The 22,888-nt window shown below is 62.5% G+C and carries 20 protein-coding genes; 10 read left to right on the top strand and 10 right to left on the bottom strand.

The window, feature by feature from the left end:
• Window positions 1–157: 157 nt before the first annotated feature.
• Window positions 158–1,495: a dicarboxylate/amino acid:cation symporter gene (locus ACQ4WY_RS26325; protein WP_353657608.1), complete on the bottom strand. Its 1,338-nt coding sequence runs from the start codon at window positions 1,493–1,495 to the stop codon at window positions 158–160.
• Between the two features lie 215 nt (window positions 1,496–1,710).
• On the opposite strand from ACQ4WY_RS26325, the gene ACQ4WY_RS26320 reads away from it, so the two are divergent.
• From ACQ4WY_RS26320 to ACQ4WY_RS26310, 3 genes are all read left to right on the top strand, one after another.
• Complete coding sequence (locus ACQ4WY_RS26320) at window positions 1,711–2,592, top strand: alpha/beta fold hydrolase (RefSeq protein ID WP_353657607.1); 882 nt, start codon at window positions 1,711–1,713, stop codon at window positions 2,590–2,592.
• A 76-nt stretch (window positions 2,593–2,668) separates the two neighbouring features.
• Window positions 2,669–3,019, top strand: a complete 351-nt coding sequence (locus ACQ4WY_RS26315; RefSeq protein WP_353657606.1) for a RidA family protein — start codon at window positions 2,669–2,671, stop codon at window positions 3,017–3,019.
• Between the two features lie 39 nt (window positions 3,020–3,058).
• Window positions 3,059–5,311 carry a RelA/SpoT family protein gene (locus ACQ4WY_RS26310; RefSeq protein WP_436506623.1) on the top strand — a complete coding sequence of 751 codons (2,253 nt, stop codon included), beginning with the start codon at window positions 3,059–3,061 and terminating at the stop codon, window positions 5,309–5,311.
• An 86-nt stretch (window positions 5,312–5,397) separates the two neighbouring features.
• Here the strand turns inward: ACQ4WY_RS26310 and ACQ4WY_RS26305 are convergent, their stop codons facing one another.
• The 3 genes from ACQ4WY_RS26305 to ACQ4WY_RS26295 form a co-directional block, all read right to left on the bottom strand.
• Entirely contained in the window at window positions 5,398–6,348 is a 951-nt protein-coding gene (locus ACQ4WY_RS26305) for a cation diffusion facilitator family transporter (RefSeq protein WP_436506622.1), read from the bottom strand.
• Between the two features lie 117 nt (window positions 6,349–6,465).
• The gene (locus tag ACQ4WY_RS26300) at window positions 6,466–7,341 is read right to left on the bottom strand and encodes a pirin family protein (protein WP_436506621.1); all 876 of its coding nucleotides are present in this window, start codon (window positions 7,339–7,341) and stop codon (window positions 6,466–6,468) included.
• A 56-nt stretch (window positions 7,342–7,397) separates the two neighbouring features.
• The gene (locus ACQ4WY_RS26295; protein WP_436506620.1) at window positions 7,398–7,997 is read right to left on the bottom strand and encodes an FMN-dependent NADH-azoreductase; all 600 of its coding nucleotides are present in this window, start codon (window positions 7,995–7,997) and stop codon (window positions 7,398–7,400) included.
• A 115-nt stretch (window positions 7,998–8,112) separates the two neighbouring features.
• Between ACQ4WY_RS26295 and ACQ4WY_RS26290 the strand changes: the two genes are divergently transcribed.
• Window positions 8,113–9,018, top strand: coding sequence for a LysR family transcriptional regulator (locus ACQ4WY_RS26290; protein WP_353657601.1), 906 nt, complete (start codon window positions 8,113–8,115; stop codon window positions 9,016–9,018).
• Between the two features lie 17 nt (window positions 9,019–9,035).
• Here ACQ4WY_RS26290 and asd read toward each other — a convergent pair whose 3' ends face one another.
• Window positions 9,036–9,884 carry an archaetidylserine decarboxylase gene (gene asd, locus ACQ4WY_RS26285; protein WP_436506619.1) on the bottom strand — a complete coding sequence of 283 codons (849 nt, stop codon included), beginning with the start codon at window positions 9,882–9,884 and terminating at the stop codon, window positions 9,036–9,038.
• 373 nt (window positions 9,885–10,257) lie between these two features.
• Between asd and ACQ4WY_RS26280 the strand changes: the two genes are divergently transcribed.
• From ACQ4WY_RS26280 to ACQ4WY_RS26260, 5 genes are all read left to right on the top strand, one after another.
• Complete coding sequence (locus tag ACQ4WY_RS26280) at window positions 10,258–12,339, top strand: TonB-dependent receptor plug domain-containing protein (RefSeq protein ID WP_436506618.1); 2,082 nt, start codon at window positions 10,258–10,260, stop codon at window positions 12,337–12,339.
• Window positions 12,340–12,458: 119 nt separating this feature from the next.
• Window positions 12,459–13,697 carry a DEAD/DEAH box helicase gene (locus ACQ4WY_RS26275; protein WP_436506617.1) on the top strand — a complete coding sequence of 413 codons (1,239 nt, stop codon included), beginning with the start codon at window positions 12,459–12,461 and terminating at the stop codon, window positions 13,695–13,697.
• A 52-nt stretch (window positions 13,698–13,749) separates the two neighbouring features.
• Window positions 13,750–14,367 (top strand): LON peptidase substrate-binding domain-containing protein, encoded by a 618-nt coding sequence (locus ACQ4WY_RS26270; protein ID WP_436506616.1) that lies wholly within the window; start codon window positions 13,750–13,752, stop codon window positions 14,365–14,367.
• A gap of 264 nt (window positions 14,368–14,631) precedes the next feature.
• A complete protein-coding gene (locus ACQ4WY_RS26265) occupies window positions 14,632–15,375 on the top strand; it encodes a DNA-binding protein (protein ID WP_436506615.1) in 744 nt (247 codons plus the stop codon).
• Window positions 15,376–15,602: 227 nt separating this feature from the next.
• On the top strand, window positions 15,603–16,550 hold the full coding sequence (locus ACQ4WY_RS26260; RefSeq protein WP_436506614.1) for a cupin-like domain-containing protein: 948 nt from the start codon (window positions 15,603–15,605) through the stop codon (window positions 16,548–16,550).
• Window positions 16,551–16,553: 3 nt separating this feature from the next.
• Here the strand turns inward: ACQ4WY_RS26260 and ACQ4WY_RS26255 are convergent, their stop codons facing one another.
• Window positions 16,554–17,462, bottom strand: coding sequence for a DMT family transporter (locus ACQ4WY_RS26255; RefSeq protein WP_436506613.1), 909 nt, complete (start codon window positions 17,460–17,462; stop codon window positions 16,554–16,556).
• Window positions 17,463–17,513: 51 nt separating this feature from the next.
• Here ACQ4WY_RS26255 and ACQ4WY_RS26250 point away from each other — a divergent pair, with 51 nt between their 5' ends.
• Window positions 17,514–18,071: a helix-turn-helix domain-containing protein gene (locus ACQ4WY_RS26250; RefSeq protein ID WP_436506612.1), complete on the top strand. Its 558-nt coding sequence runs from the start codon at window positions 17,514–17,516 to the stop codon at window positions 18,069–18,071.
• Between the two features lie 8 nt (window positions 18,072–18,079).
• Here the strand turns inward: ACQ4WY_RS26250 and ACQ4WY_RS26245 are convergent, their stop codons facing one another.
• The 4 genes from ACQ4WY_RS26245 to trpS all read right to left on the bottom strand — a co-directional run bounded on the left by ACQ4WY_RS26245 (window position 18,080) and on the right by trpS (window position 22,871).
• The gene (locus ACQ4WY_RS26245; protein ID WP_436506611.1) at window positions 18,080–18,811 is read right to left on the bottom strand and encodes a class I SAM-dependent methyltransferase; all 732 of its coding nucleotides are present in this window, start codon (window positions 18,809–18,811) and stop codon (window positions 18,080–18,082) included.
• Window positions 18,808–20,049 carry a voltage-gated chloride channel family protein gene (locus ACQ4WY_RS26240; protein WP_436506610.1) on the bottom strand — a complete coding sequence of 414 codons (1,242 nt, stop codon included), beginning with the start codon at window positions 20,047–20,049 and terminating at the stop codon, window positions 18,808–18,810. Before ACQ4WY_RS26240 ends, ACQ4WY_RS26245 begins: the two co-directional genes overlap by 4 nt.
• 36 nt (window positions 20,050–20,085) lie before the next feature.
• Window positions 20,086–21,675, bottom strand: a complete 1,590-nt coding sequence (locus ACQ4WY_RS26235; RefSeq protein ID WP_436506609.1) for a pyridoxal-dependent decarboxylase — start codon at window positions 21,673–21,675, stop codon at window positions 20,086–20,088.
• A gap of 119 nt (window positions 21,676–21,794) precedes the next feature.
• The gene (trpS, locus tag ACQ4WY_RS26230; protein WP_436506608.1) at window positions 21,795–22,871 is read right to left on the bottom strand and encodes a tryptophan--tRNA ligase; all 1,077 of its coding nucleotides are present in this window, start codon (window positions 22,869–22,871) and stop codon (window positions 21,795–21,797) included.
• Between the last annotated feature and the right edge of the window lie 17 nt (window positions 22,872–22,888).

Here is a 22,888-nt window from a genome sequence, read left to right as displayed (position 1 = left end):
TTTGCCGAGATCAATGCCGATGAGCGTAACGGTTTCCATGATGGCCTCCTTCAGAAATGAAAACACCCTACAAGTTTAGTAACTTATAGGGTGGAGGGTGACCATCTCATTAAGCCCCGCAGATTGCTCTGCGGGGCTTTTCAATGGAGAGGTCGGCTTACTTGACGATATTCACGGTCGGTGCGACGTAGGCGTCGTCGGTCGGGTGGGTGGGATGGGCCAGCTCGCTGTGCAGCTTGTCCATGTCCAGTTCTTTTTCCCATTTCGACACGACGATGGTGGCCACGCCGTTGCCGACGAAGTTGGTCAGCGCGCGGCATTCGCTCATGAAGCGGTCGATGCCCAGGATCAGCGCCATGCCGGCCACGGGGATCGTCGGCACCACGGCCAGGGTGGCGGCCAGGGTGATGAAGCCGGCGCCCGTGATGCCGGAGGCGCCTTTCGAGGTCAGCATCGCCACGCCCAGGATGGTCAGTTCCTGCCAGATGGTCAGTTCCGTGTTGGTGGCTTGCGCTACAAACAGGGCGGCCATGGTCATGTAGATGTTGGTGCCGTCCAGGTTGAACGAGTAGCCGGTAGGCACGACCAGACCGACCACCGGTTTCGAGCAGCCCAGGCGCTCGAGTTTTTTCATCAGGGCCGGCAGGGCCGATTCCGACGAGCTGGTGCCCAGTACGATCAGCAGTTCTTCCTTGATGTACAGCAAGAAGCGGCCGATGGAGAAGCCCGTGTACTTGGCGATCAGGCCCAGCACGACGAAGACGAACAGGAAGCAGGTCAGGTAGAACGAACCCATCAGTTTAGCCAGTGGAATCAGCGAAGCCAGGCCGTATTTGCCGATGGTGAAGGCCATTGCGCCGAACGCGCCGATGGGAGCGACTTTCATGATGATGTTGACCATGCCGAAGATGGCATGCGACAGCTCGTCGATCAGCTTGGTGACGGGACGGCCGCGCTCGCCCAGCAGGGACAGCGAAAAGCCGAACAGGATGGCGATCAGCAGCACTTGCAGGATGTCGCCCTTGGCGAAGGCGTCAACGAAGGTCTTCGGGATGATGTTCATCAGGAAGTCGACGGTGCTCAAGCCTTCGGCGTGCGTGTATTGCGCGATCGACTTGGCGTCGAGGTGAGCCGGATCGGCGTTGAAGCCGGCGCCCGGTTTGAGGATGTTTGCAACCAGCAAGCCGATGGCCAGCGCGAAGGTGGAGACCACTTCGAAGTACAGCAGCGCCTTGCCGCCCACTCTGCCGATTTTCTTGACGTCCTGCATGCCGGCAATGCCGGAGACAACGGTACAGAAGATCACCGGGGCGATGATCATCTTGATCAGTTTGATAAAGCCGTCGCCCAGCGGTTTCATGTCGACGGCGTTCGAGGGGTAGAACACCCCCAGCAGCACGCCTGCCACGATGGCGAACAGCACCTGGACGTACAGGATTTTATAGAATGGTTTTTTCACGAGTGGTCTCCTCTTGCGGGTTGATGCTGCGATCATCTACCCATTGCCAGGCCGGCTCAATTGTGGATAACCGCAGATATGCATTTTCGCTATATCGGGTATTGCGCCATGACTGGCGTGCTGCGGCGCAGCATTTCAGGCGCGCGCTTGGAGCATTGCCCGCGCTGCGCTACACTGCCGTAGCGTCGCGCGCGGGACACCCCATGGCAGGCAGGAAGCGGTGCTTTTTTTATATCAAATAAGGAATTGGCATGATCGAAGCGAGCATCAAATCTGTCCAGTGCATTTCCCCCGCAGGCTTGCACACCATGTCCTACAAGGAATGGGGCGCACCGGACAATCCGAACGTGCTCGTCTGCGCCCATGGCGTGACGCGCGTGGCGGACGACTTTGACAACCTGGCGCGCGCCATGGCCAGTGATTACCGCGTGATCTGCCCCGATGTGGTGGGGCGCGGGCGCTCGGGCTGGCTGGCCAACCCGCAGTTTTACCGCGTACCGCAATATGTGAGCGACATGGTGACCCTGCTGGCGCGCGTGCTGGCCAATGGCGAGCGCCAGACGGTGGACTGGTTCGGCACCTCGATGGGCGGCTTGATCGGCCTGGGCCTGGCTTCCTTGCCCAACAGCCCGATCAGCAAGCTGGTCCTGAACGATATCGGCCCGACACTGGCGCCTGAAGCCTTGCAGCGCATCGGCGACTACATCGGCCAGGACTTGCGTTTCGAGACGTTCGAGCAGGGCGCCAAGTTTGTGCGGGACGTGTCCGCCAGCTTCGGCCCGCACACGGACGCGGAATGGCATAAACTGGCAGTGGATGTGTTGCGCCAGGATAAGGATGGTCACTGGCACCGCCACTATGATATGGGCCTGGCCATGCCGTTCCGCTCGGCAACGCCGGAATCGGCGGCCAGCGACGAAGCCATGCTGTGGGCCGCGTATGATGCCGTGCGCTGCCCCACCTTGCTGGTGCGCGGGTCGGAATCCGATTTGCTGTCGCACGAAACGGCCACGCTCATGCTGGGCCGCGGTCCGAAGGCGGAGCTGGTGGAAATCGCCGGCGTGGGCCATGCGCCCACTTTTGTCCATGACGACCAGATCGCCATCGCGCGCAAGTTTTTGCTGGGCAAGTAACGCTGGGCAAGTAACGTTGGGTAAGTAATACACGCAATATCGCTGTACAGATTTTGAAACAACCGAAAGAAGAAGCATGGAAATTACACGACTGCACGTAGGCAAACGCCTCTCCGAAGTAGCGATACACAACAACACCATCTACCTGGCAGGTCAGATCGCCGAAGACACCACGCAGGGCATCGTCGGCCAGACGCGCGAAGTGCTCGGTCACGTCGATCGTTTGCTGATGGAAGCGGGCAGTGACAAGACTTGCATCCTGTCGTGCCAGATCTACATCGCCGACATGAAGGATTTCGCCGGCATGAATGAGGTGTGGGACGACTGGGTTGCGTCAAGCCACACGCCGCCGCGCGCCACGGTGGAAGCGAAACTGGCCAATCCGGCATGCCTGGTTGAAATCGTCGTCATCGCTGCAGAACGTTAAGTTATCAAGTTGCTCAGTTACTAAGTTTAAAGGTATTACATGGTTTCCATCTCGGCCCCGAATAGCGTCACATCGGAACAACTGGTAGAGGGCTTGAGTGCGCCGGACAGCGCGCGCGTGCTGGATGCGCTCGCGTATGCCACCGAAGCGTATGGCGACAAGCAGACCTTTGCCGGCCGCTCCGCGCTGGAGTTCGCTCTCGGCGTTGCCACCACCCTCGCTTTCCTGCGCAGCGATGCGGAAACGCGCATCGCCGGACTGATGTTCGAGCTGACCCTGCTGGAACCCGATACGGCGGCCGATATCGAACCGCGCTTCGGCAAGCAGGTGTGCGACCTGGCAACAGGCGTGCGCCAGCTGATCCGCTTGCGCGCGCTGACCCAGGCGCAGCACGGCAGCGCTGCCGGTCGCGGCAAGAACGCGGCGCAGCAAGCCGTGGCCCAGGTGGAAACCTTGCGCAAGATGCTGCTGGCGATGGCGTCCGACATGCGCGTCGTGCTGGTGCGCCTGGCCGCTTGCGTGACGACCTTGCGCTATTTCGCCGAATTAAAGCTGTTCAATGAAATGACGCGCGAATATGGCAAGGAAACGCTGGACCTGTACGCGCCGCTGGCGAACCGCCTCGGCATCTGGCAACTGAAGTGGGAACTGGAAGATTTGTCGTTCCGCTTCATCGAGCCGGAAGCGTATAAACGCATCGCCAAGATGCTGGAAGAAAAGCGCATGATGCGCGAGGGCTTTGTTTCCTCGGCGATTTTGCGCCTGCAGACGGAACTGGCTTCGGCCGGCATCCAGGCGGAAGTATTTGGCCGCCCGAAACACATTTACAGCATCTGGAACAAGATGCGCGGCAAGGAACTTGATTTCACGGCCCTGTACGACGTGCGCGCCTTCCGCGTCATCGTTGCCGACGTGAAAACCTGCTACACGGTGCTGGGCGTGGTCCACAATATCTGGACCCCCATCCCGAAAGAATTCGACGATTACATTTCGCGGCCGAAACCCAATGGGTACCAGTCGTTGCACACGGTGGTGACGGCCGAGGATGGCCGCCCGCTGGAAGTACAAATCCGCACCAATGAAATGCACAGCTTTGCCGAATACGGCGTGGCCGCGCATTGGCGCTACAAGGAAGAAGGCGGCTCGAACTTTGCCGGCCAGAAATACGACGAAAAGATCGCCTGGTTGCGCCAGCTGCTGGCGTGGAAAACCGAGGTCGCCGACGCCGTCGTGGGGCAGGAGGAAATCCAGCGCGAATGGGTGGAAAAGTTGAAATCCGCCACCCTGGACGACCGCATCTTCGTCATGACGCCGCAGGCGAGGGTGCTGGAGCTGCCCGTGGGCGCCACGCCCGTCGACTTTGCATATCACCTGCATACGGACGTGGGCCACCGCTGCCGCGGCGCCAAGGTCGACGGTATCATGGTGCCCCTGAATACCCAGCTGAAGAACGGCCAGACTTGCGAAATCATCACGGCCAAAGGTGCGCCGGGCACGGCCGGGCCATCGCGTGACTGGCTCAGCGCCGGCTATGCCGTCAGCACGCGCACGCGCTCGAAAATTCGCGCCTGGTTCCATGCCATCGACATGCAGGAAACCCTGGCCCACGGCCGCGCGCTGGTGGAGAAATCCCTGCAGCGCGAAGGCAAGACGGCCGTCAACCTGGAAGCGCTGGCGCAAAAGCTGGGCTTTGCGAAAGTCGACGAGCTGTTCCTGTCCGTCGGCAAGGATGAATTCAGCCTGCGCCACGTGGAGCAGGCGCTGCACGACAATGGCGAAGTGGTGGTGCCGGAAGATGCCGTGCTGGTCGGGAAAAGTCGCGCTTCCAGCGTGGAACAGGGCGCCAAGTCCGGCGTGCTGGTGGTGGGAACCGAAGGCTTGATGACGGTGCTGGCCAAGTGCTGCAAGCCGGCGCCGCCAGACAGCATCGTCGGCTTTGTGACGCGCGGCAAGGGCGTCTCGATCCACCGCGCCACATGTAAAAACTTCGAGGAGATGCGCGCCAAGTCGCCCGAGCGCGTGATCTTCACGGAATGGGGCAGCACGGGCGGGCACGACACCGTGTACCCGGTCGACATCTTCATTCTCGCAGGCGACCGCCAGGGCTTGCTGCGCGACATCTCTGAAATTTTCTCACGCGAAAAGATCAACGTCATCGGCGTCAACACCCAAAGCGCCAAGGGTCAGGCCCGCATGACCTTTACGGCCGAGATCAGCTCGACGGCGCAGTTGTTAAAAGCGCTGAATGTGATCAAGGATGTGAGTGGCGTCCTTGAGGCAAGGCGCAGTTGACGCAATGAACTGCCGGGGTCAGCCCCCCAAGGCCGCTAACGCAAAGTGCTGAGCTAACGTGGCCGAGGGTCTGACCCCAGTCCTTGCTAGTGGGTCTTGTCGCCCGCGTGCAAGCCCGCCATCGCCGCCGTCTCCGGCTGCAAGGTGATGTGATCGATGCCGTGTTTGGCTAACAGCATCTTCTTGATCGCCCGCAAGACCTTGGGCCAATGGTCGAGGTGCTCGATTTCCACGTGGCCGATCAGGGCCGGCTGGCCGGGCGACATATCCCACACATGCAGATCGTGCACGGCAATCACGCCATCCACTTGTTCCACGTCAGCGCCCACCTGGATGTAATCGATGTGCATGGGCACGCCTTCCATCAGGAAGTGGTAGGACTCTTTCAATACCCCAAAGGTGGATTTCAGGATCAGCAGGGATACCAGCACGGATAGCAGCGGGTCGATCTGCATCCAGCCCGTAAAGTAAATCACGGCGCCGGCGACGATGGCGGCGACCGAGCCGAGCAAATCGCCCATCACGTGGACGAGGGCGGCGCGCGTGTTCACGCTTTGCTTGTCTTTCGACAAGACCCACGCCACCACCACGTTGATCGCCAGGCCGATGAAGGCGACGATGAAGACCATGCCGCCCTTGACGGGTTGCGGGGCGGAAAAGCGCAGCACGGCTTCATAACAGATCCAGCCCACCACGCACAGCATGGCCAGGCCGTTGACAAAGGCGGCCAGCGCTTCGGCGCGGCCAAAGCCGAATGAGTGGCGCGGCGAGGGCGGGCGGCGCGCGATGAGCTGCGCCAGCAGGGCAAGGCCCAGCGCGGCCGCGTCCGTGACCATATGGCCCGCGTCGGAAATCAGGGCCAGCGAATTGGACATGAAGCCGGCCGCCACCTCGATGCCGGCAAACGACAGGGTCAGCCCCAGCGCCCACGCGAGGATGCTCTGGCTGCGCCCTTCGAACGAATGGGTGTGCTTGGCGTCGCCTTTCAGGTGGGCGTGCAAATGGGTAGCGTCGTGTTCGGTGTGCGTCGGCTGCATGGAATGCTTTGTGGAATGAGGTTGCCGTCAGTGTAATTGAAAAGCAACAAAATAGTCGGCACGAAAAAAAACCTGCAGGCCCGGAGGCACTGCAGGTTGTTGACGCAGCAGACAACTTTAGTGCGCCGCCGTCTCGCCAAACTTGCCTTCGCGGAAATCCTGTACGGCCTGGAACACTTCCGCCTGGGTATTCATGACAAACGGGCCATATTGCGCGATGGGCTCGTTTAAGGGCTGGCCGGCGACGAGGATCACGCGGCCGCCTTCGGGCGCCTCGATGCGCACGCCGTCGCTGCCCGGCGTGTTGGCGAAGATGGCCATGCGCAGGGCGGGCACGGCCTTGCCGTCGACCTGCACTTCGCCACGGAAAGTGTACAGGAAGGCATTATGGCCTGGCGGCAAGGGCTGCTCGAAGCTGGCGCCGGCCGGCAAGTCGATGTCGAGGTACAGCGGTTCCGTCATCTCGCGCTGCACGGCGCCCGTCACGCCATGGCTGGTCCCGGCGATCACTTGCACGGCTACTCCCGCGTCTGTCGTGTAGCGGGGGATTTCGCTGCTGTCAAAATCGCGGTACCACGGCGTGCGCATCTTGTCGCGCGCAGGCAGGTTCAGCCACAGCTGAAAACCTTCCATCACGCCTTCTTCCTGCTCCGGCATTTCCGAATGGATCACGCCGCTGCCGGCCGTCATCCATTGCACGCCGCCCGAGGTCAGCAAGCCTTCGTGGCCAGCGCTGTCCTTGTGGCGCATGCGCCCCGTGATCATGTACGACACTGTCTCGAAACCCCGGTGCGGATGCTCGGGGAAGCCGGCGATATAGTCGTTCGGCTTGTCGCTGGCAAAGTTGTCGAGCATCAAAAATGGGTCGAGACGGCGCTGCAATTGCTGCGTCAGCACGCGGTTGATCTTCACGCCGGCGCCATCCATGACGGCCTGGCCGGCGATCACGCGCTCGACGGCGCGTGGCTTGTCGACGGTGGTGGTATCGCTCATTGTTCTCTCCTCTAGGCCGGGACGGCGCCAGTGCGCCGCCCCTTTCACTGCTGCGATTACACCAGGATCGCGTTGATCTCGGCGTCCGCTTGCGCTTGCGCCTTGGCCACGGCGTCCGGGCCCATGCCCATGCCTTCCGAATACACATATTGCACGTCGGTCAGGCCCAGAAAGCCGAACATGGTGTTCAGGTAAGGCACCTGGCTATCGTTGGCGCTGTCGCGGTGCAAGCCGCCGCGGGACAGGCCCACGTAGACTTTCTTGCCGGTCAGCAGGCCAACGGGGCCGTTTTCCGTGTATTTGAAGGTGACGTTGGCGCGGGCAATCGCGTCGAACCAGCTTTTCAGTTGCACGGTGATGCCGAAGTTGTACATCGGCGCGCCGATGACGATGACGTCAGCCACTTGCACTTGCGCAATCAGCGCGTCGTCCAGGGCGATGCGGGCCGCTTGCTCCGGCGTGCGTTTGTCCGCTGGGGTGAACAGCGCTTGCAGGGTCGGCTCGTCGAGCACGGGGTGCGGTGCGGCAGCCAGGTCGCGGCGGACCAGGGCGGCGCCGGGGTTGGCTGCTTGTACGCGGGCGACGATGGCGTCAGCCAGGCGGGTCGAGGCGGAACCGGTGCTACGGGCGCTGGAATTGATTTGCAGGATGTTCATCTTGTTTTCTCCGTTGTGAGGTGTCTTGCGATGGATGAACTATAGCAATTCCAAAATTGATGCGGAAGCCGTTAAAATGGATAACATTAATCCACTGATGGAACAATGAGAATATATGGATATCGATCCCGGAGATTTGCTGCTGTTCGCCCGCGTCGTCGAATGCGGCAGTTTCAGTCGCGCCGCCGTGCGCGTGGACTTGCCCAAGTCGACCCTGTCGCGGCGCATCTCGCTGCTGGAGGCGAAATTGGGCGAACGGCTGCTGCTGCGCACGACGCGCAAGCTGGCGCTGACGGAGTTTGGCGCCAGCTTGCTCGAGCATGCGCGCAAGGTGGTGGAAGAAACGGAGGCGGCCGGCGCGCTGGCGCAGCACCGTCAGGCGGGCCCCAGCGGCTTGCTGCGCATATCCATGCCGGCCGATTTCGGCGACGCGCTGATGCGCCAGGTGCTGGCCGAGTTCGTGCGCCGCTATCCGGCCATTTCGCTGGAACTGGACTTGTCGGCACGCCGCGTGGATTTGCTGGAAGAAAATTTCGACCTAGCCATCCGCATGGGCAACTTGCCCGACGATGCCAGCCTGTCCGCGCGCCGCGTGGCCTTCAGCACCCTGTCCCTGTATGCCTCGCCGCAATACACGAGCGTGCACGGCTTGCCCGAGCATCCCGACGATTTATACGGCCATGATTTGCTCAGCTTGCCACGGGCCGTGCATGGCCTCGTGCACTGGACTTTGATTCGCGGCAAGACGACGTGGGAGCGCGACTTGCCCGTGCGCCTGCTGGCGAATTCACCGGAATTGCTGGTGCGCATGGCCTGCACGGGCGTGGGCATCGCGGCCAGCACGGATCGCTTTGCCAAGTCGTATGTGGCGACGGGGGAATTGGTGCGCGTGCTGCCGGAGTGGAGTTTCCCGCTGGTCACGGGCTGGGCCGTTTTTCCCGGCCGGCGTTTGATGCCGGCCAAGACGCGCGCATTCCTGGACTTGATGGAGGAAATGTATAAAACGGACGCGCCCGTGTAGGAGCGCGTCTTGCTGTCTTACTTGGGCACGTTGCCCATGACTTCGCCCAGCTGCACGGGACCGGCCGGTTGCCAGTTGGCGTTGAAGCCTACGGTGCCTTTCGGAAACAGCATGACGACGGTGGAGCCGAGCAGGAAGCGGCCCAGCTCTTCGCCCTGTTTCAGCACCACATTGTCGTTGGCATAGCTCCAGTCGCGCACCTGCCCAGTGCGGGGAGGGTTGACGACGCCGTGCCAGACGGTAGCCATGCTGCCGACGATGGTGGCGCCGACCAGAGTCATGACAAAGGGGCCGTTGGCCGTGTCGAACACGCAGACGACGCGCTCGTTGCGGGCGAACAGGCCGGGAATGCCGCGCGCCGTCGTCGGATTGACGGAAAACAATTCACCGGGAACATAAATCATGCGCGTCAAACGGCCGTCGCACGGCATGTGGATGCGGTGGTAGTCGCGCGGGCTCAGGTACAGATTGGCGAAGCTGCCGTGTTCGAACTGGGCCGCCAGGGCCGCATCGCCGCCCACCAGGGCCGTGGTGCTGAAATTGTGGCCCTTGGCCTGGAAGATCTGGTCCTTGTCGATGCTGCCGAACTGGCTGATGCGGCCATCGACGGGGCAGATGTAGTCGGCCTTGGCCAGCGGGCGGGCATCGGGGCGCAGCGCGCGCGTGAAAAAGTCGTTGAAGCTCGTGTAGTGCGTGATGTCCGGGTCCAGCGCCTCATCCATGTTGACGTTGTAGCGGCCGACGAACCAGCGGATCAGCCGCGTGGTCATGGCGCCGCCCTTGGCACCGGCAATCCGGCCGGCAAAATTGGTCAACGCTCCCTTGGGCAGCAGATATTGAGGCAAAACGGCAAGACGGTCAGACACGATGGGAAGCCTTTGACGGGGATGATGGGAATTGGTGAAAACGCATTATAGCGGCGATGTGGCGCGCAATGATATGTACCGTATGCAAGGGTGCGTAGCACAGTCTGCCGCCGAATTTAATTTGCTATAGGAAATATTTTCAGGAAACTGTGCCAGTCGGAAAAAATTGCAGCACAATACGGCGGCCTGTTTTTTAGCTTTTAGCCATTTTTATTCAGCCAACTTTTTTAGCCAGGTCATGATGCCACGCCGTTGCCTTCGCCTTACCGTTGTTTGTTCCGCTGTCCTGTTTGCCTGGAATGCCCAGGCCCAGCAATCCGAAACGCCAGCCCCCACTGATGCCGCTGCCGCGCCGCTGAAGGCCGAGAAGCCCATGCAAACCGTGGAAGTCAAGGGTAGCGGCTATGATCCGCGTCGCGACGATACGGCCAGCAAGATGGTCGTGGGCAGCGAGGAAATCCTCAAGTATGGCGACACGAATGTCACCGACGTGCTCAAGCGCCTGCCCGGCATTACCGTGTCTGGCGCGGCCGGGCGCTCGGGCGGCGAAATCCGCATGCGGGGCCTGGGTAGCGGCTACACGCAGATTTTACTCAATGGCGAACGGGCGCCGGCCGGTTTTTCGCTCGATACCCTGTCGCCCGACGTCATCGAGCGCATCGAAATCCTGCATGCGGCCAGTGCCGAGTACAGCACCCAGTCGATCGCCGGCACCATTAACGTGGTGCTGAAAAAAGCCGTGAAAACAGCGCAGCGCGAGCTCAAGCTGGGTGTGCAGGGCAGCGACGTGAGCTTTTCGCCCAGCGTGAACGTGCAACTGTCCGACCGCGACGGCAATTTCTCCTACTCGCTGGCCGCTTCGCTGTTCCGCTACGACTACCATTACGACAATCCCGGACTGGAACTGGGCTTCGCGCCCGATGGCCGGCAAAATCTGCTGCGCCGCACGAATGGCACGGGCGATGGCCGCCCGGAAGGCATCAATCTGTCGCCGCGCCTGAACTGGGTGCTGGCCAATGGTGACAATGTGACGGCGCAATTCTTTTTCAATGGCGGGCGCTCGAACCACCGCAATTTCAGCCGCGCCGAGACGGAGCAGGGCTTGCGCCCAGACTACGACACCAACGCGGGCAGCTCGAGCAACCATAATGCCTTCGGCCGCAGCGACCTGACATGGATGCATAAGCTGGCTGGCGGCGCCCGGCTGGAATTGAAAGTGGGCGCCTCGGCCGCCCGCAATACGTCCGATAGCCTGCAGCAAGGCTTTATCGATGGCAGCGGCCTGGCGCTCGACCGCAAGGTGGGCGTGAAGGCGACGGAAAACGGCGTCAGTTCGACTGGCAAATATTCGACGCCCTTGCTGCCCGGCCACGCCCTGTCGATGGGCTGGGATGGCGCGTACACCGAGCGCGAGGAATCGCGCCGCCAGCGCGAAGCGGCCCTGGGCACCTTGGGCGCGCGTCCGCCCGTCAACAGCGACGAAGGTTTCGACGCCACGATCAAGCGCCTGGCCCTGTTTGTACAGGATGACTGGGAAATCACGCCGCGCTGGTCGATGTATGCGGGTGTGCGCTGGGAAGGCATCGATACGCGCAGCGCGGGCGACACTTATGACGAAGTGCAGCAGCGCACCAGCGTATGGAGCCCGCTGCTGCAAACCCTGTGGAAGTTGCCTGATACCAAGGGCGACCAGGTACGCCTGGCCTTGACGCGTACCTACAAGGCGCAGCCCACGTCGAGCCTGATTCCGCGCCGCAATACTTCGACCAACAATAGCCAGACGGACCCCGACCGCGAAGGCAATCCGTATCTGAAGCCGGAGCTGGCGCTGGGTATCGATGCCTCGTACGAGCACTACTGGGCCGAAGGCGCCTTGCTCAGCGCGCGTGCCTCGGCCCGCCGCATCGACGGCTACACGCGCCAGGGCTTGCTGTTCATCGATGACCGCTGGGTATCCACGCCCGTCAACGATGGCCGCGCAAATACGCAGACACTGGAACTGGAAGCGAAGTTCCCGCTGCGCGCCATGCTGGCCGCACCCGTGCCGGCCATCGACCTGCGCGCCAGCGTCAGCCGCAACTGGTCGCAGGTGGAACAGGTGCCGGGGCCGGACAACCGTCTCGACCAGCAAACGCCCGTCAGCGGCAACTTCGGTCTCGACTACAAGACGCCCGATGGCATGTTGACGACGGGCGGCAGCTTCAATTTCCGCAATGGCGGCCCCGTGCGCATCACCGAACGCCAGAGCGCCTACACGTCGCCGCGGCGCGACCTTGACATTTATGCGCTGTGGAAGTTCGATGCTAAGAATCAATTGCGCCTGGCCGTGTCGAACTTGCTGGCGCAAGACTTCGAAAGCACCACCACGTATGCGGACGCCAGCGGCACGATCGTGCGCAACAGCATTTCACCGAGTTCGCCGCAGGCGCGCGCGACCCTGGAAATGAAGTTCTGATGGCGATGTTTTCATGCTGAAAACTCCGGCCCGCATGCCCGCTGGCCTATAATCTCGGCAATCGCGCGCACGGCTGGTCCGTGCGCGCCACCTTTTCCTTTGCCAAGATTGCTTTCCCCATGACGTTTTCCTCCCTCGGCCTGATCGATCCCCTGGTCCGCAAACTTGACGAGCTCGGCTATGCCAAGCCTACGCCCGTGCAGGCGCAAGCGATTCCCGCCGTGCTGGCCGGGCGCGACCTGATGGCCGCCGCCCAGACGGGCACGGGCAAGACGGCCGGCTTTGCCGTGCCGCTGCTGCAGCGCCTGACCCTGGAAGGCGTGGTGGCGCCCCAGTGCGTGCGCGTGCTGGTGCTCGTCCCCACGCGCGAACTGGCCGAGCAAGTGTATGCCAGCTTCCGCAGCTATGGCGGCAACTTGCCGCTGCGCTGCTTTGTCGCCTATGGCGGCGTGCCTATCGAGCCGCAGATCAGCAAATTGCGCAAGGGCCTCGACGTGCTGGTCGCCACGCCGGGCCGCTTGCTGGATTTGCAGACGCAGGGCGCCGTCAAGTTCGAGCAAGTGCAGACTTTGGTGCTGGACGAGGCGGACCGCATGCTGGACCTGGGCTTTGAGCGCGAGCTCGATATATTGCTGATGACCATGCCCAAGCAGCGCCAGACCCTGTTGTTCTCGGCCACCTTCTCGGACGCCATCCGCGCCATGGCGAAAACCATGCTGAAGGATCCCGTCTCGGTGGAGGTCAGCGCGCGTAACAGCACAGTCAAAGCCGTGAAGCAATCGGTCATCGTGTGCGACAAGAAACGCAAGCCGGAACTGTTCCTGCACTTGCTGAAGAAAAAGCGCTGGGGCCAGGTCCTGGTCTTCGTCAAGACGCGCAAGGGCGTCGAGCTATTGGTGAATACCTTGCTGGAGCAGGGCGTGCGCGCCGATTCCATCCATGGCGACAAGACGCAGCCGAACCGCCTGCGCGCGCTGGCCCGTTTCAAATCCGCCGAGGTGCAAGTGCTGGTGGCTACCGACGTGGCCGCCCGTGGGCTCGATATCGACCAGTTGCCCGTCGTTGTCAATTTCGACTTGCCCACCGTGGCGGAAGACTATATCCACCGCATCGGCCGCACGGGCCGCGCGGGCGCCTCGGGTGTAGCGATTTCTCTCGTCTGCGCCGATGAAGTGGAGTTGCTGTCGGCCGTGGAAGCGCTGACCCGGCAAACCCTGAAACGCAACGAGGAGCCCGGTTTCGAGGCCGAGCACCGCGTGCCAGGCACGTCCGCCGGCGGCACCATCGAGAAAAAGGCCGTCAAGGTGCTGGCGCCGAAGGCGGCGGAGCGGGCCAAGAAAAGGCGCTTTTACAAATAATCAGGGACGCAAGGCGCGCTGCACGGATATGCCATTCGTGCCATCATGCGCTATGACCTCGATACCTTTGTTCCCGCTCAATACGGTGCTGTATCCCGATGGCTATCTGCCCCTGCAGATCTTCGAGGTACGCTATCTGGACATGATACGTCAGTGCATCATGGGCGAGCAGCCGTTCGGCGTGGTGCAACTGCTGGACGGCGCGGAAGTGCGTAAGCCGGGCCAGCAGGAAACCCTGGCGCCTGTGGGCACGTTGGCGCGGGTCGTCGACTGGGCCGCGCCCCTGTCGGGTTTGCTGCAAATCAAATGCATGGGCATGCTGCGCTTTCACATCGTTTCCAGCGAGCAGATGAAGCACGGCTTGTGGATGGCGCAGGTCGAAACCTTGCCGCCGGATAAAACCATTCCCATCCCGCAAGAGCAGCAGAACGTGGCTGACGCGTTGGGCGCCCTGATCCGCACCTTGCAGGAGGAAAAAATCCCGCCTGAACAAATGCCCTTGCAGCCGCCGTATCGCCTCGACGAGTGCGGCTGGGTGGCGAACCGCTGGTGCGAGCTGCTGTCCCTGAACGCCATGCAGAAACAGCTCCTGCTGAGCCAGGACAATCCCGTGCTGCGCCTGGAACTGGTGCAGGATATGCTCACGGAAAATGGCTTGCTGGAAGAGTAACACCTATCAAAACCTACTGCGCGTCGCGATTTGCGGCCTCCGATGCTCACTGTGCATCCGCACAGCTCCGCCTCTCAGCCACAACTCACATCCGCTCGCTACGGTTTTGTTAGGTGTCCTAGACACCGCATGCCGCATGTTTGCACACGTTTCCGTTGTGCTATTGCAATTTCTATTGAGAAATACTTTACGCTTTGCCTCCGCTGGCATAAGATAATGCCCCAGGGCAAGATTGCCTTGGGCAACATTCACGAGTACACGACAATGGCAAAAGTAAGCGCGGAACAGATCAATGCGGCAATGGAGGCGATGGCGGGCGAAGGCTTGGCGATCACGGTGCGCGCCTTGCGCGAACGGCTGGGCAACGGTGCCTGCCTGGGCACCATCAGCAAGCTCTTGCAGCGCCGCAAGGCGGGCGCGCAGCGCCAGATCGCTGCCGCTGCCGAACTGTCGCCCGTGCTGCAGCAAGCCATCCTCGATTATGTAGGACAGGAATTAAGCGCCAGCCACAGCGCGCATGAAGCCGAGATGAACGACAATCAACAGGAATTGATGGACCTGGCCAGCGAGAACGAGCGCCAGCAAGAGTTGCTCGACCTGCAGGCGGGCGAGCTGGAAACCTTGCGCGAGGAGCTCGAACGGGAGAGGCAGGTGGCGAACCAGGCCCGTACGGACCTGGCCAAGGCGCAACTGCGCCTGGAAGGCTTGCCGCGCCTGGAAGAGGCGGCCGAGCAGGCGCGCATGGACCTGGCCAAGGCGCAATTCAAGCTCGAAGGCATCCCCCGTCTGGAAGAGGCCGCCGAAGCGGCGCGCGCCGAACTGATCCAGGCCCAGCTGAAGCTGGAAAGCCTGACGCGCGTGGAAACGGAGCTGGCGGCCGCGCGCCTGGAACTGGAAGCGGAACGTGAAGAGCTGGGCGAAACGCGCGCCGAGCTGGACGAGGAGCGCACCCTGCGCATCAAGGCGCAGCAGTTCATCGTCGATCCCATCTTCAAAACCCCTGTCTGAGGACACCTGACCAAACCTGCTGCGCGTCGCGCTTTGCGGCCTGCGATGCTCACCGTACTGCAGTACGGTTGCGCTTCTTAGCCACAAATCACTGCCGCTCGCGACGGTTTTGTCAGGTGTCGATGCGTCGTAGGGATTGTGTCATGCGTGCTGAAACGGGCCTTGCTGGCTTAAAATGGCGCACTGTCGCGCCATGCCGTGCGATGCCTTGATCGCAAAGAAGGTTTATGTCTGTAGAAAAAGAAGTGCCGCTCCCGCTTGCGGCCACCCCCATATCGCCGCGCGCCTTGCCGCCCAGGCCGCCAGCAGCATTCAGCTCACCCGAAGCGGCACTTGCGCGCAAACAGGCACGCGAAGCCAAGGATGCGCAGGTGCGCGGCGTCACGTCCATCGAGGCCATGCGCGAGGCCATCAAGCAGGCGGCGCGTGACTTGCCCACCATCACCGAAGTGCCGCGCCTGGCCATGCTGGATGCCGCCGCCTTCCGCGCGCGCGCCGCGCTGGGCTTGCCCTTCTTGATGCGCGGGCTGGTGCAGCGCTGGCCCTTATCCCAGCTGGAGCCTGGCATCTTGCGCGAGCAGTTCAGCCACGTGCCCGTGCGCGCGCGCGTGGGCGACTACGTCAATACGGCGTTTGCGGCTGACCGCGCCATGCAGGATATGTCGATGGGGCAATACCTGGATCTGGTGGCAGAGGGAAAGTACGTGCTGCCGCCGTACCTGGGCAACCTGGAATTGCGCGAGCTGAACCGCCTGTGCCACTGGCCCACGTATTTCGACAAGATGGGCCCGCCACGCTTCTGGGTGGGGCCGGCCGGCACGGTGACGCCTTTGCATTGTGATTACGACGACAATATCTTCGCCCAAGTGTGGGGCCGCAAGCGTATCTTCCTGTCGCCGCCGCACCACGATGCCTTTCTCTATCCCAGCGAGGCGAACGCCATCCTGTTCGGCTCTCCGTTCGACCCGGAAGCGCCCGATTTCGAACGTTTTCCCCTGGCGCGCCAGGCCACCATGATCGAATGCCTCGTCGAGCCGGGCGACATGCTGTACGTGCCCGCCGGCTGGTACCACCAGGTGCGCGCGCTGACGTTTTCGCTGTCGTCGAATCGCTGGGCCAGGGCCGTGCCGCTGGCCTTGCACGGAGATGCGGTGCTGCGGCGGGCCGAGGAATAAACCTTATGACTGGACAGCCTTGCCGGCAGCGCGCACGCGGCGCTTGGGCCGCCACTCGCTGAGTATGCCTGCTGCGATGATCAATATCGCGCCCACGATGGCCAGGGCCGGCAGGCGCTCGCCGGCGATGCGGCCGATCACGCCGGCACACACGGGTTCGCCTGCGTAGATCAAGGTAGCCTTGGTGGCGGAGATGCGCTTTTGCGCCCAGTTCATCACATATTGAATCAGCGCGCTGGCGCAGCCCAGGGCCAGGACGCTGAGGAGGAAGGTCTTGCTGAGGACGGGTGGTGCTTCGCCCATGACGGGCATCAGCAGCAGGGCGATGAGGGATGCCGTCGCAAGTTGCACGATGGTCACGCGCAAGATGTTCAATTGCGGCGAGACGCGGCTGATGAGGATGATTTCCAGCGCGATGGCGATGGCGCCCACGGCCGTGATCAGCTCGCCCGTGCCAAAACCCATGCTCAAGCCATCCGTGCCGGTGAGCAGCAGCAAGCCGGCGAAAGCCAGCACCACGGCCGCCCACACGGCAGGGTGGGGCCGCTGCTTGAAGACCAGCCATTGCACCAGCGGCACGATGGGCACATAGAAGGCCGTGATGAAAGCCGACTTGCTGCTCGTGATATACATCAAGCCATAGGTTTGCAGCGCGTAGCCGCCAAAGATGCTCACGCCGATGGCCACACCCGTCAGCAACTCCGCTTTCGTCAACTGACGCAGCTGGCCGCGGCAAATCAGGGCGCCGATGCTGGCGGCCACCGCAAAGCGGGCGGCCACAAAGGCCAGCGGCCCGCTGACCGTCACGGCGTGCTGCACGATGAGAAAAGTGCCGCCCCAGATGAAGGTAATGGCGATCAGGGCCAGTTCGGGCAGGCCGACGGCGGGCGGGGGACTTGCGTGTGTTTTCATGGGACGCTATGCTATGAGCAAAATATTTCCCATCATCATAGGAGCAATATATTGCGCAGTCAAGCCGAGGCCGGTGGCGTGCTGGCACACCTGGCCAGAAATCTGCGGCGCTTGCGCCTGGCTGCCGGCCTGAGCCAGGAAGAGCTGGCGCGCAAGTCGGGCCTGAGCCGGCGCATGGTCAATGGCGTCGAGGCGGGCAGCACCAACATCAGCCTGGCCAACCTCGACCATGTGGCGGCCGCGTTGAACGTGGCCTTTGTCGACCTGGTCCAGCCGCCGCAGCAGCCGCACGACAGCCTGCGCGTGCTGATGTGGCAAAGCGCCTCGCAGGCAAGCCAGGCCGTGCTGCTGGGCGCGGCGCCCGCCAGCCGCCAGGTGGAACTGTGGTCGTGGATCCTGGCGCCGGGCGAGCGCTACGATGCCCAAGCCGATCCGGCCGGTTTCAGCGAAATGCTCTACGTGCTGGAAGGTGAGTTGCAGCTCGTGCTGGCGGCGGAAACCAGACGGCTGGCTGCGGGCGATTTTCTTGTTTTCAGCAGTGCGCAAGCGTATGCCTACGTCAATGCGGGCGAATCCACCTTGCGCTTTACGCGCAATGTGGCCAGCTGACGGCGCAGTTACTTGACGCCACACCCCACCAGCAACAGCATCGGCCGCTCACGCTCTTCCGCCAGGGCCGGCAACTGCGCGACCTGTGCGTCGGTGGGACCCCATTCTTCCACATGTTCCAGCTGGAAACCTGCGTGTAGCAAGGCATTCAAGGTCGTGCCCAGGGTGCGGTGCTGCTTGATCACGCCGGGCGCCAGCCAGTCCGACACGCGCGGGCCCTGCTGCTGGTAGCTGTCGACGGGCCAGCGCTTGCGGCCTTGCGCATCCGTCAGCCAGCCGGGCTGGCGGGGCGCCATGAAGATCGGGTGTTCGATGGAAAACACCAGCTTGCCGCCCGGTTGCAAACTCTGGCGAATGGCGGCCAGCAAGGTGGCAAAATCCTCGATGTAGTGGAACGCCAGCGAGCTGTAGACGAGGTTGTAGCTGGCGGGCGGCAAGGCCAGTTGTTCCAGGTCAAGCCGGGCATATTCGAGCGCCGCGTGCGTCCCCATGGCGTGCGCCTGCACCAGCATCTTTTCCGACACATCCACGCCCAGCACCCGCGCCGCGCCAGCCTCGGCAGCCCAGCGGCAGAACCAGCCATAGCCGCAGCCCAGGTCCAGCACGTTTTTTCCCTGTACCTCGGGCAGCATGGCGCGCAGGGCTGGCCATTCGGGGGCGCTGTCGAGTCCGCCGATGGAGCGGGGCAGTTGGCTGTAGGCCGTGAAGAAGGCGTCGTTGTCGTAGATATTCTGTGTCATGTGTCGAGATCCTTGGCCGGATGGCGCTTGGCGTGGCCGTTGCGTTGCGCCCGGTAAATGCCCGCGTGGCCGGAAAACAGATAGGCCACGACGCAGGCGATGGCCGCGTACACGCCGATCTCCGCGCCAAACAGTTCCATCGCCATCAGGGTCGAGGCGATGGGCGTGTTGGCGGCGCCAGCAAATACGGCGACAAAACCGATGGCGGCCAGCAGGGTGACGGGCTGGTGCAGCAGCGGGCCCAGCGCATTACCCAGGGTGGCCCCGATGAAGAACAGGGGCGTCACTTCGCCGCCCTTGAAACCCGTGCCCAGCGAGACGATGGTAAACGCCATCTTGCCCAGGAAATCGTATGCGGGCAGCGGTCCCTTCAGGGCATCGACGATGGTGGGAATGCCCAGACCGAGGTAGCGATCGGTGCCGATCAGCCACACGGCAAGTGCGATGATCACGCCACCGGCCAGCGGACGCAGCGGGGCGTAGCTGATCCAGCGCTTCATCAGCCCGCTCAAGCCGTGCGTGGCTTGCGCAAATATCTTACCGGTCACGCCGAACAGCACGCCCGCGATCACCATCGCGCACAGGGTCCAGGCGGAGAGGGCGGGGATCAGTGGCATGGCGTAATGCGTATGCTGGACGCCCCACAGCAGGCCCACCTGGTCGGCGATGACGGCGGCTGCCAGGCAAGGCAGCATGGCTTCATAGCGCAGGCGGCCGATGGCCAGCACTTCCAGGCCGAAGAGGGCGCCCGCCAGCGGCGTGCCAAAGACGGAGGCAAAGCCGGCGCTGATGCCGGCCATCAGGATGATGCGGCGGTCTTCATTGTTCAAGCGAAACATGCGGGTCAGCTGGTCGGCCAGCGCGCCGCCCATCTGCACGGCCGTGCCTTCGCGCCCGACAGAGGCGCCGAACAAATGCGAGAAGACGGTGCCGCCCAGTACCAGCGGCGCCATGCGCAGCGGGATGATTTTTTTCGGGTCGTGGATTTCATCGATGAGCAGGTTCGCGCCGCCTTCGACACTGCTGCCGTAGCGCAAATACAGCCAGCCGACGGCAAAGCCCGCCACGGGCAACAGCCAGATCAGCCAGGCGTGCGCCAGCCGCGTGCGCGTGGCCCAGTCGAGGGCGAACAGGAAGCCGGCCGAGGCCGACCCGGCCAGCACGGCAACAACAAAGGCCAGCAGCAGCCATTTCAACAGATGCCGTAACAGATCGGTGAGGGCGCTGAGGCGGTGCATCGTGCATCCAGTCAAGGCTGATGGGTGGGTGGTTCCTTAGAGGCCCAGTTCCGCCACCAGCGCCTGGCCGATGGCGCGCTGCTCGGCCAGGATGGCGCGCAAATGGTGGGGGCGCGTCTTGACATTCGTCATGACCACGCGCAGCACATTGGTCGGGCCAGGATAGCGCGTCGATTCCAGTACCGTGCGCGATACAAAGCTGTGGCCTTGCGCCTTTTGCCGGTTTTGCAGCTTGGCGTTGAGCGTGTTCAGTTGCGTGTTCAGTTCGGTCGCCGCGTCCACCTGGCCGCTGGCCAGCAAGCTTTCCATGCGCTGGCGCAAGTGCGCGGGCACGTAGCGGTAGGTCAGAATGAAGGTGTCGGAACGCGTGACGAGTTCGAAGTCCTGCTGGTCGGCCAGCAAGTCCTGCAACTGGCCCGACAGGGTGGCCGCCTGCTGCAGCAAGGTCGTGTAGCCGGAGACGCCCAGCACCTTGAACGAAGTCCACAGTTTCAAGGCATCGAAGCGGCGCGACCCTTCCAGCGACGTCTGGCCCAGGTCGCCCGAGTTGTCGCGCAAGATGTAGTTGGCGTTATGTTTCAGCAAGTTCAGGCTGGCGCTGTCCTTGAACAGCACCATGCTTTGCGCCATCGGCACCCACAGCAGCTTGTGCCCATCGATGACGACGGAGTCGGCCAGGGCTATGCCGTCATACAGCGCGCGGTATTGTTCCGCGATCAGCAGGGCGCCGCCCCAGGCCGCGTCCACATGGAACCAGATGCTTTCTCGCGCGGCAATGGCCGCCATGGCGGCCAGCGGATCGATGGCGCCCGTTTCCGTCGTGCCGGCGATGCCGATCATGGCGATGACCTTGATATTGCGCTGTTTTAAATCGGCAATGCTTGCTTCCAGCGCGGCGATATCGATGCGGTTGTCGCGGTCGACGGCCACCAGGTGCAGCGCGTTTTCGCCGAGCCCCAGGGTCGCCAGCGCCTTTTTCACGGAATAATGGCTGCGGGCCGAGCCGATCACGGCCAGTCCCGCGTAAGCTGATTCCTGCATGGCGGCAAACAGGCCCCGCTTGCGCGTGCCGGGCAACTGCTGTTCCAGCGCCACGGCCAGCGCCGTCAGATTGCCCATGGTGCCGCCATTGACGACATTGCCCAGCGCGCCGCTGGTGGCCGCCATGGCCTGCGTGTAGACGCTATCAGCCTGCTGGTACACTTGGCGGTGCAGCCAGCCGAGGATCTGTTTTTCGATCAGGGTCGACACATACGCCGTCTCGATCTTGACCTGGTTCTGGTTCAGGGTGGCCGTAAACGCTTCGGCCAGCACGCTGATCCAGGGCAGGGCCTGCGTCATGTGGCCGATGTATTGGGGATGGTTCAGCTGGGCCGTATTGGCCAGCACGGTGGTGTCGAGCTCTTGCAGGAATGCCGCCACGGGCATGCCGTGCGCGGGCAGGCAAGTGTCGGACAGTTGCGTCAGCAGTTCCGCATATGGCGTGTGCGGATACGGCGTGTCGCGCTCGGCGGCCAGCCAGCCGCCCAGCATGCGCAGCGCCTGCTGCAGGGGCGCAGGCGAGCGTTGCAGCGCATCGATGGAAAAATGCTGCTGCAGCAGCTGTTCGATAGGGGTATCGGTCATGGCGCCTTGTCTTCTGTACGGATTGCTGATGCCACGGTGACAAACGAATTGCGCCCAGGCGGAAGCGGGATTTTACCCGACTCCGCCTGAGCGCATCAGTTTGCTATTCCTGTCTGTGATCAGAAGTAGTTGAGACCCAGCGCCGACTTGACTTCATCGGCCGTGCGGGCCGCCACTTCGCGCGCCTTGAAGGTGCCTTCCTTGAGCATCTGGATGACTTGCCCCTTGTCCTTGGCGAATTCTTCGCGGCGGGCGCGGATCGGCGCCAGCATTTCCTGCAAGACCAGGTCCAGGCGCTTCTTGACGATGCTGTCGCCCAAGCCGCCGCGCACGTAATGGGCTTTCATTTCGGCCAGCGCCGCTTTTTCCGGGTCAAACGCATCCAGGTAGGTAAACGCGATATTGCCTTCCAGGTGGCCCGGGTCTTCCACGCGCAGGTGCAGCGGGTCGGTATAGACTTTTTTCACGGCGGCCGTGATTTCGGCCGAGGTTGCGCCCAAGTTGATGGTGTTGCCCAGTGACTTGCTCATCTTCGCCTTGCCGTCGATGCCGGGCAGGCGGCCGATGTCCGGCACCAGCGCCTTGCATTCCATCAATACTTCACGGTTGTACATGCGGTTGAAGCGGCGCACGATTTCATTCGTTTGCTCGATCATCGGGATCTGGTCTTCGCCCACGGGCACCACGCCCGCCTTGAAGGCCGTGATGTCAGCCGCCTGGCTGGCCGGGTAGGTCAAGAAGCCGGCCGGGATGTCGCGCTCGAAGCCGCGCAGGCGGATTTCTTCCTTGACGGTGGGGTTGCGCTCGAGGCGCGCCACGGTAACGATGTTCAGGTAGTAAAAGGTCAGCTCGGCCAGCTCCGGGATTTGCGACTGGATGAACACCGTGGTTTTCGTCGGGTCGATGCCGACGGCCAGATAGTCGAGCGCCACTTCGACGACATTGCGGTGCACCTTGTCGATGTCATCCATATTGTCCGTCAGCGCCTGTGCGTCGGCCAGCATGATGAATTGCTTGTAGCTGTTCTGGTAGGCGACGCGGTCGCGCAGGCTGCCCACGTAGTGGCCCAGGTGCAAGGGGCCGGTAGGGCGGTCGCCCGTCAGGATCACGGATTGCGAAGCGATGGCGGCAGCGGACAGCGGTGCGGCCGGGGTGTTGTCGGTGTCGGGAGTATCGGGAGTATTAGGCAAGCTCATCAAGTTTCCTTTTGAGC

The sequence above is a fragment of the Janthinobacterium salmonicoloratum genome, from assembly GCF_051380845.1.
GTDB lineage: Bacteria > Pseudomonadota > Gammaproteobacteria > Burkholderiales > Burkholderiaceae_D > Janthinobacterium > Janthinobacterium lividum_F.
Note: the sequence above shows the minus strand (reverse complement) of the source record. Positions and strands in the feature narration are given on the sequence as shown.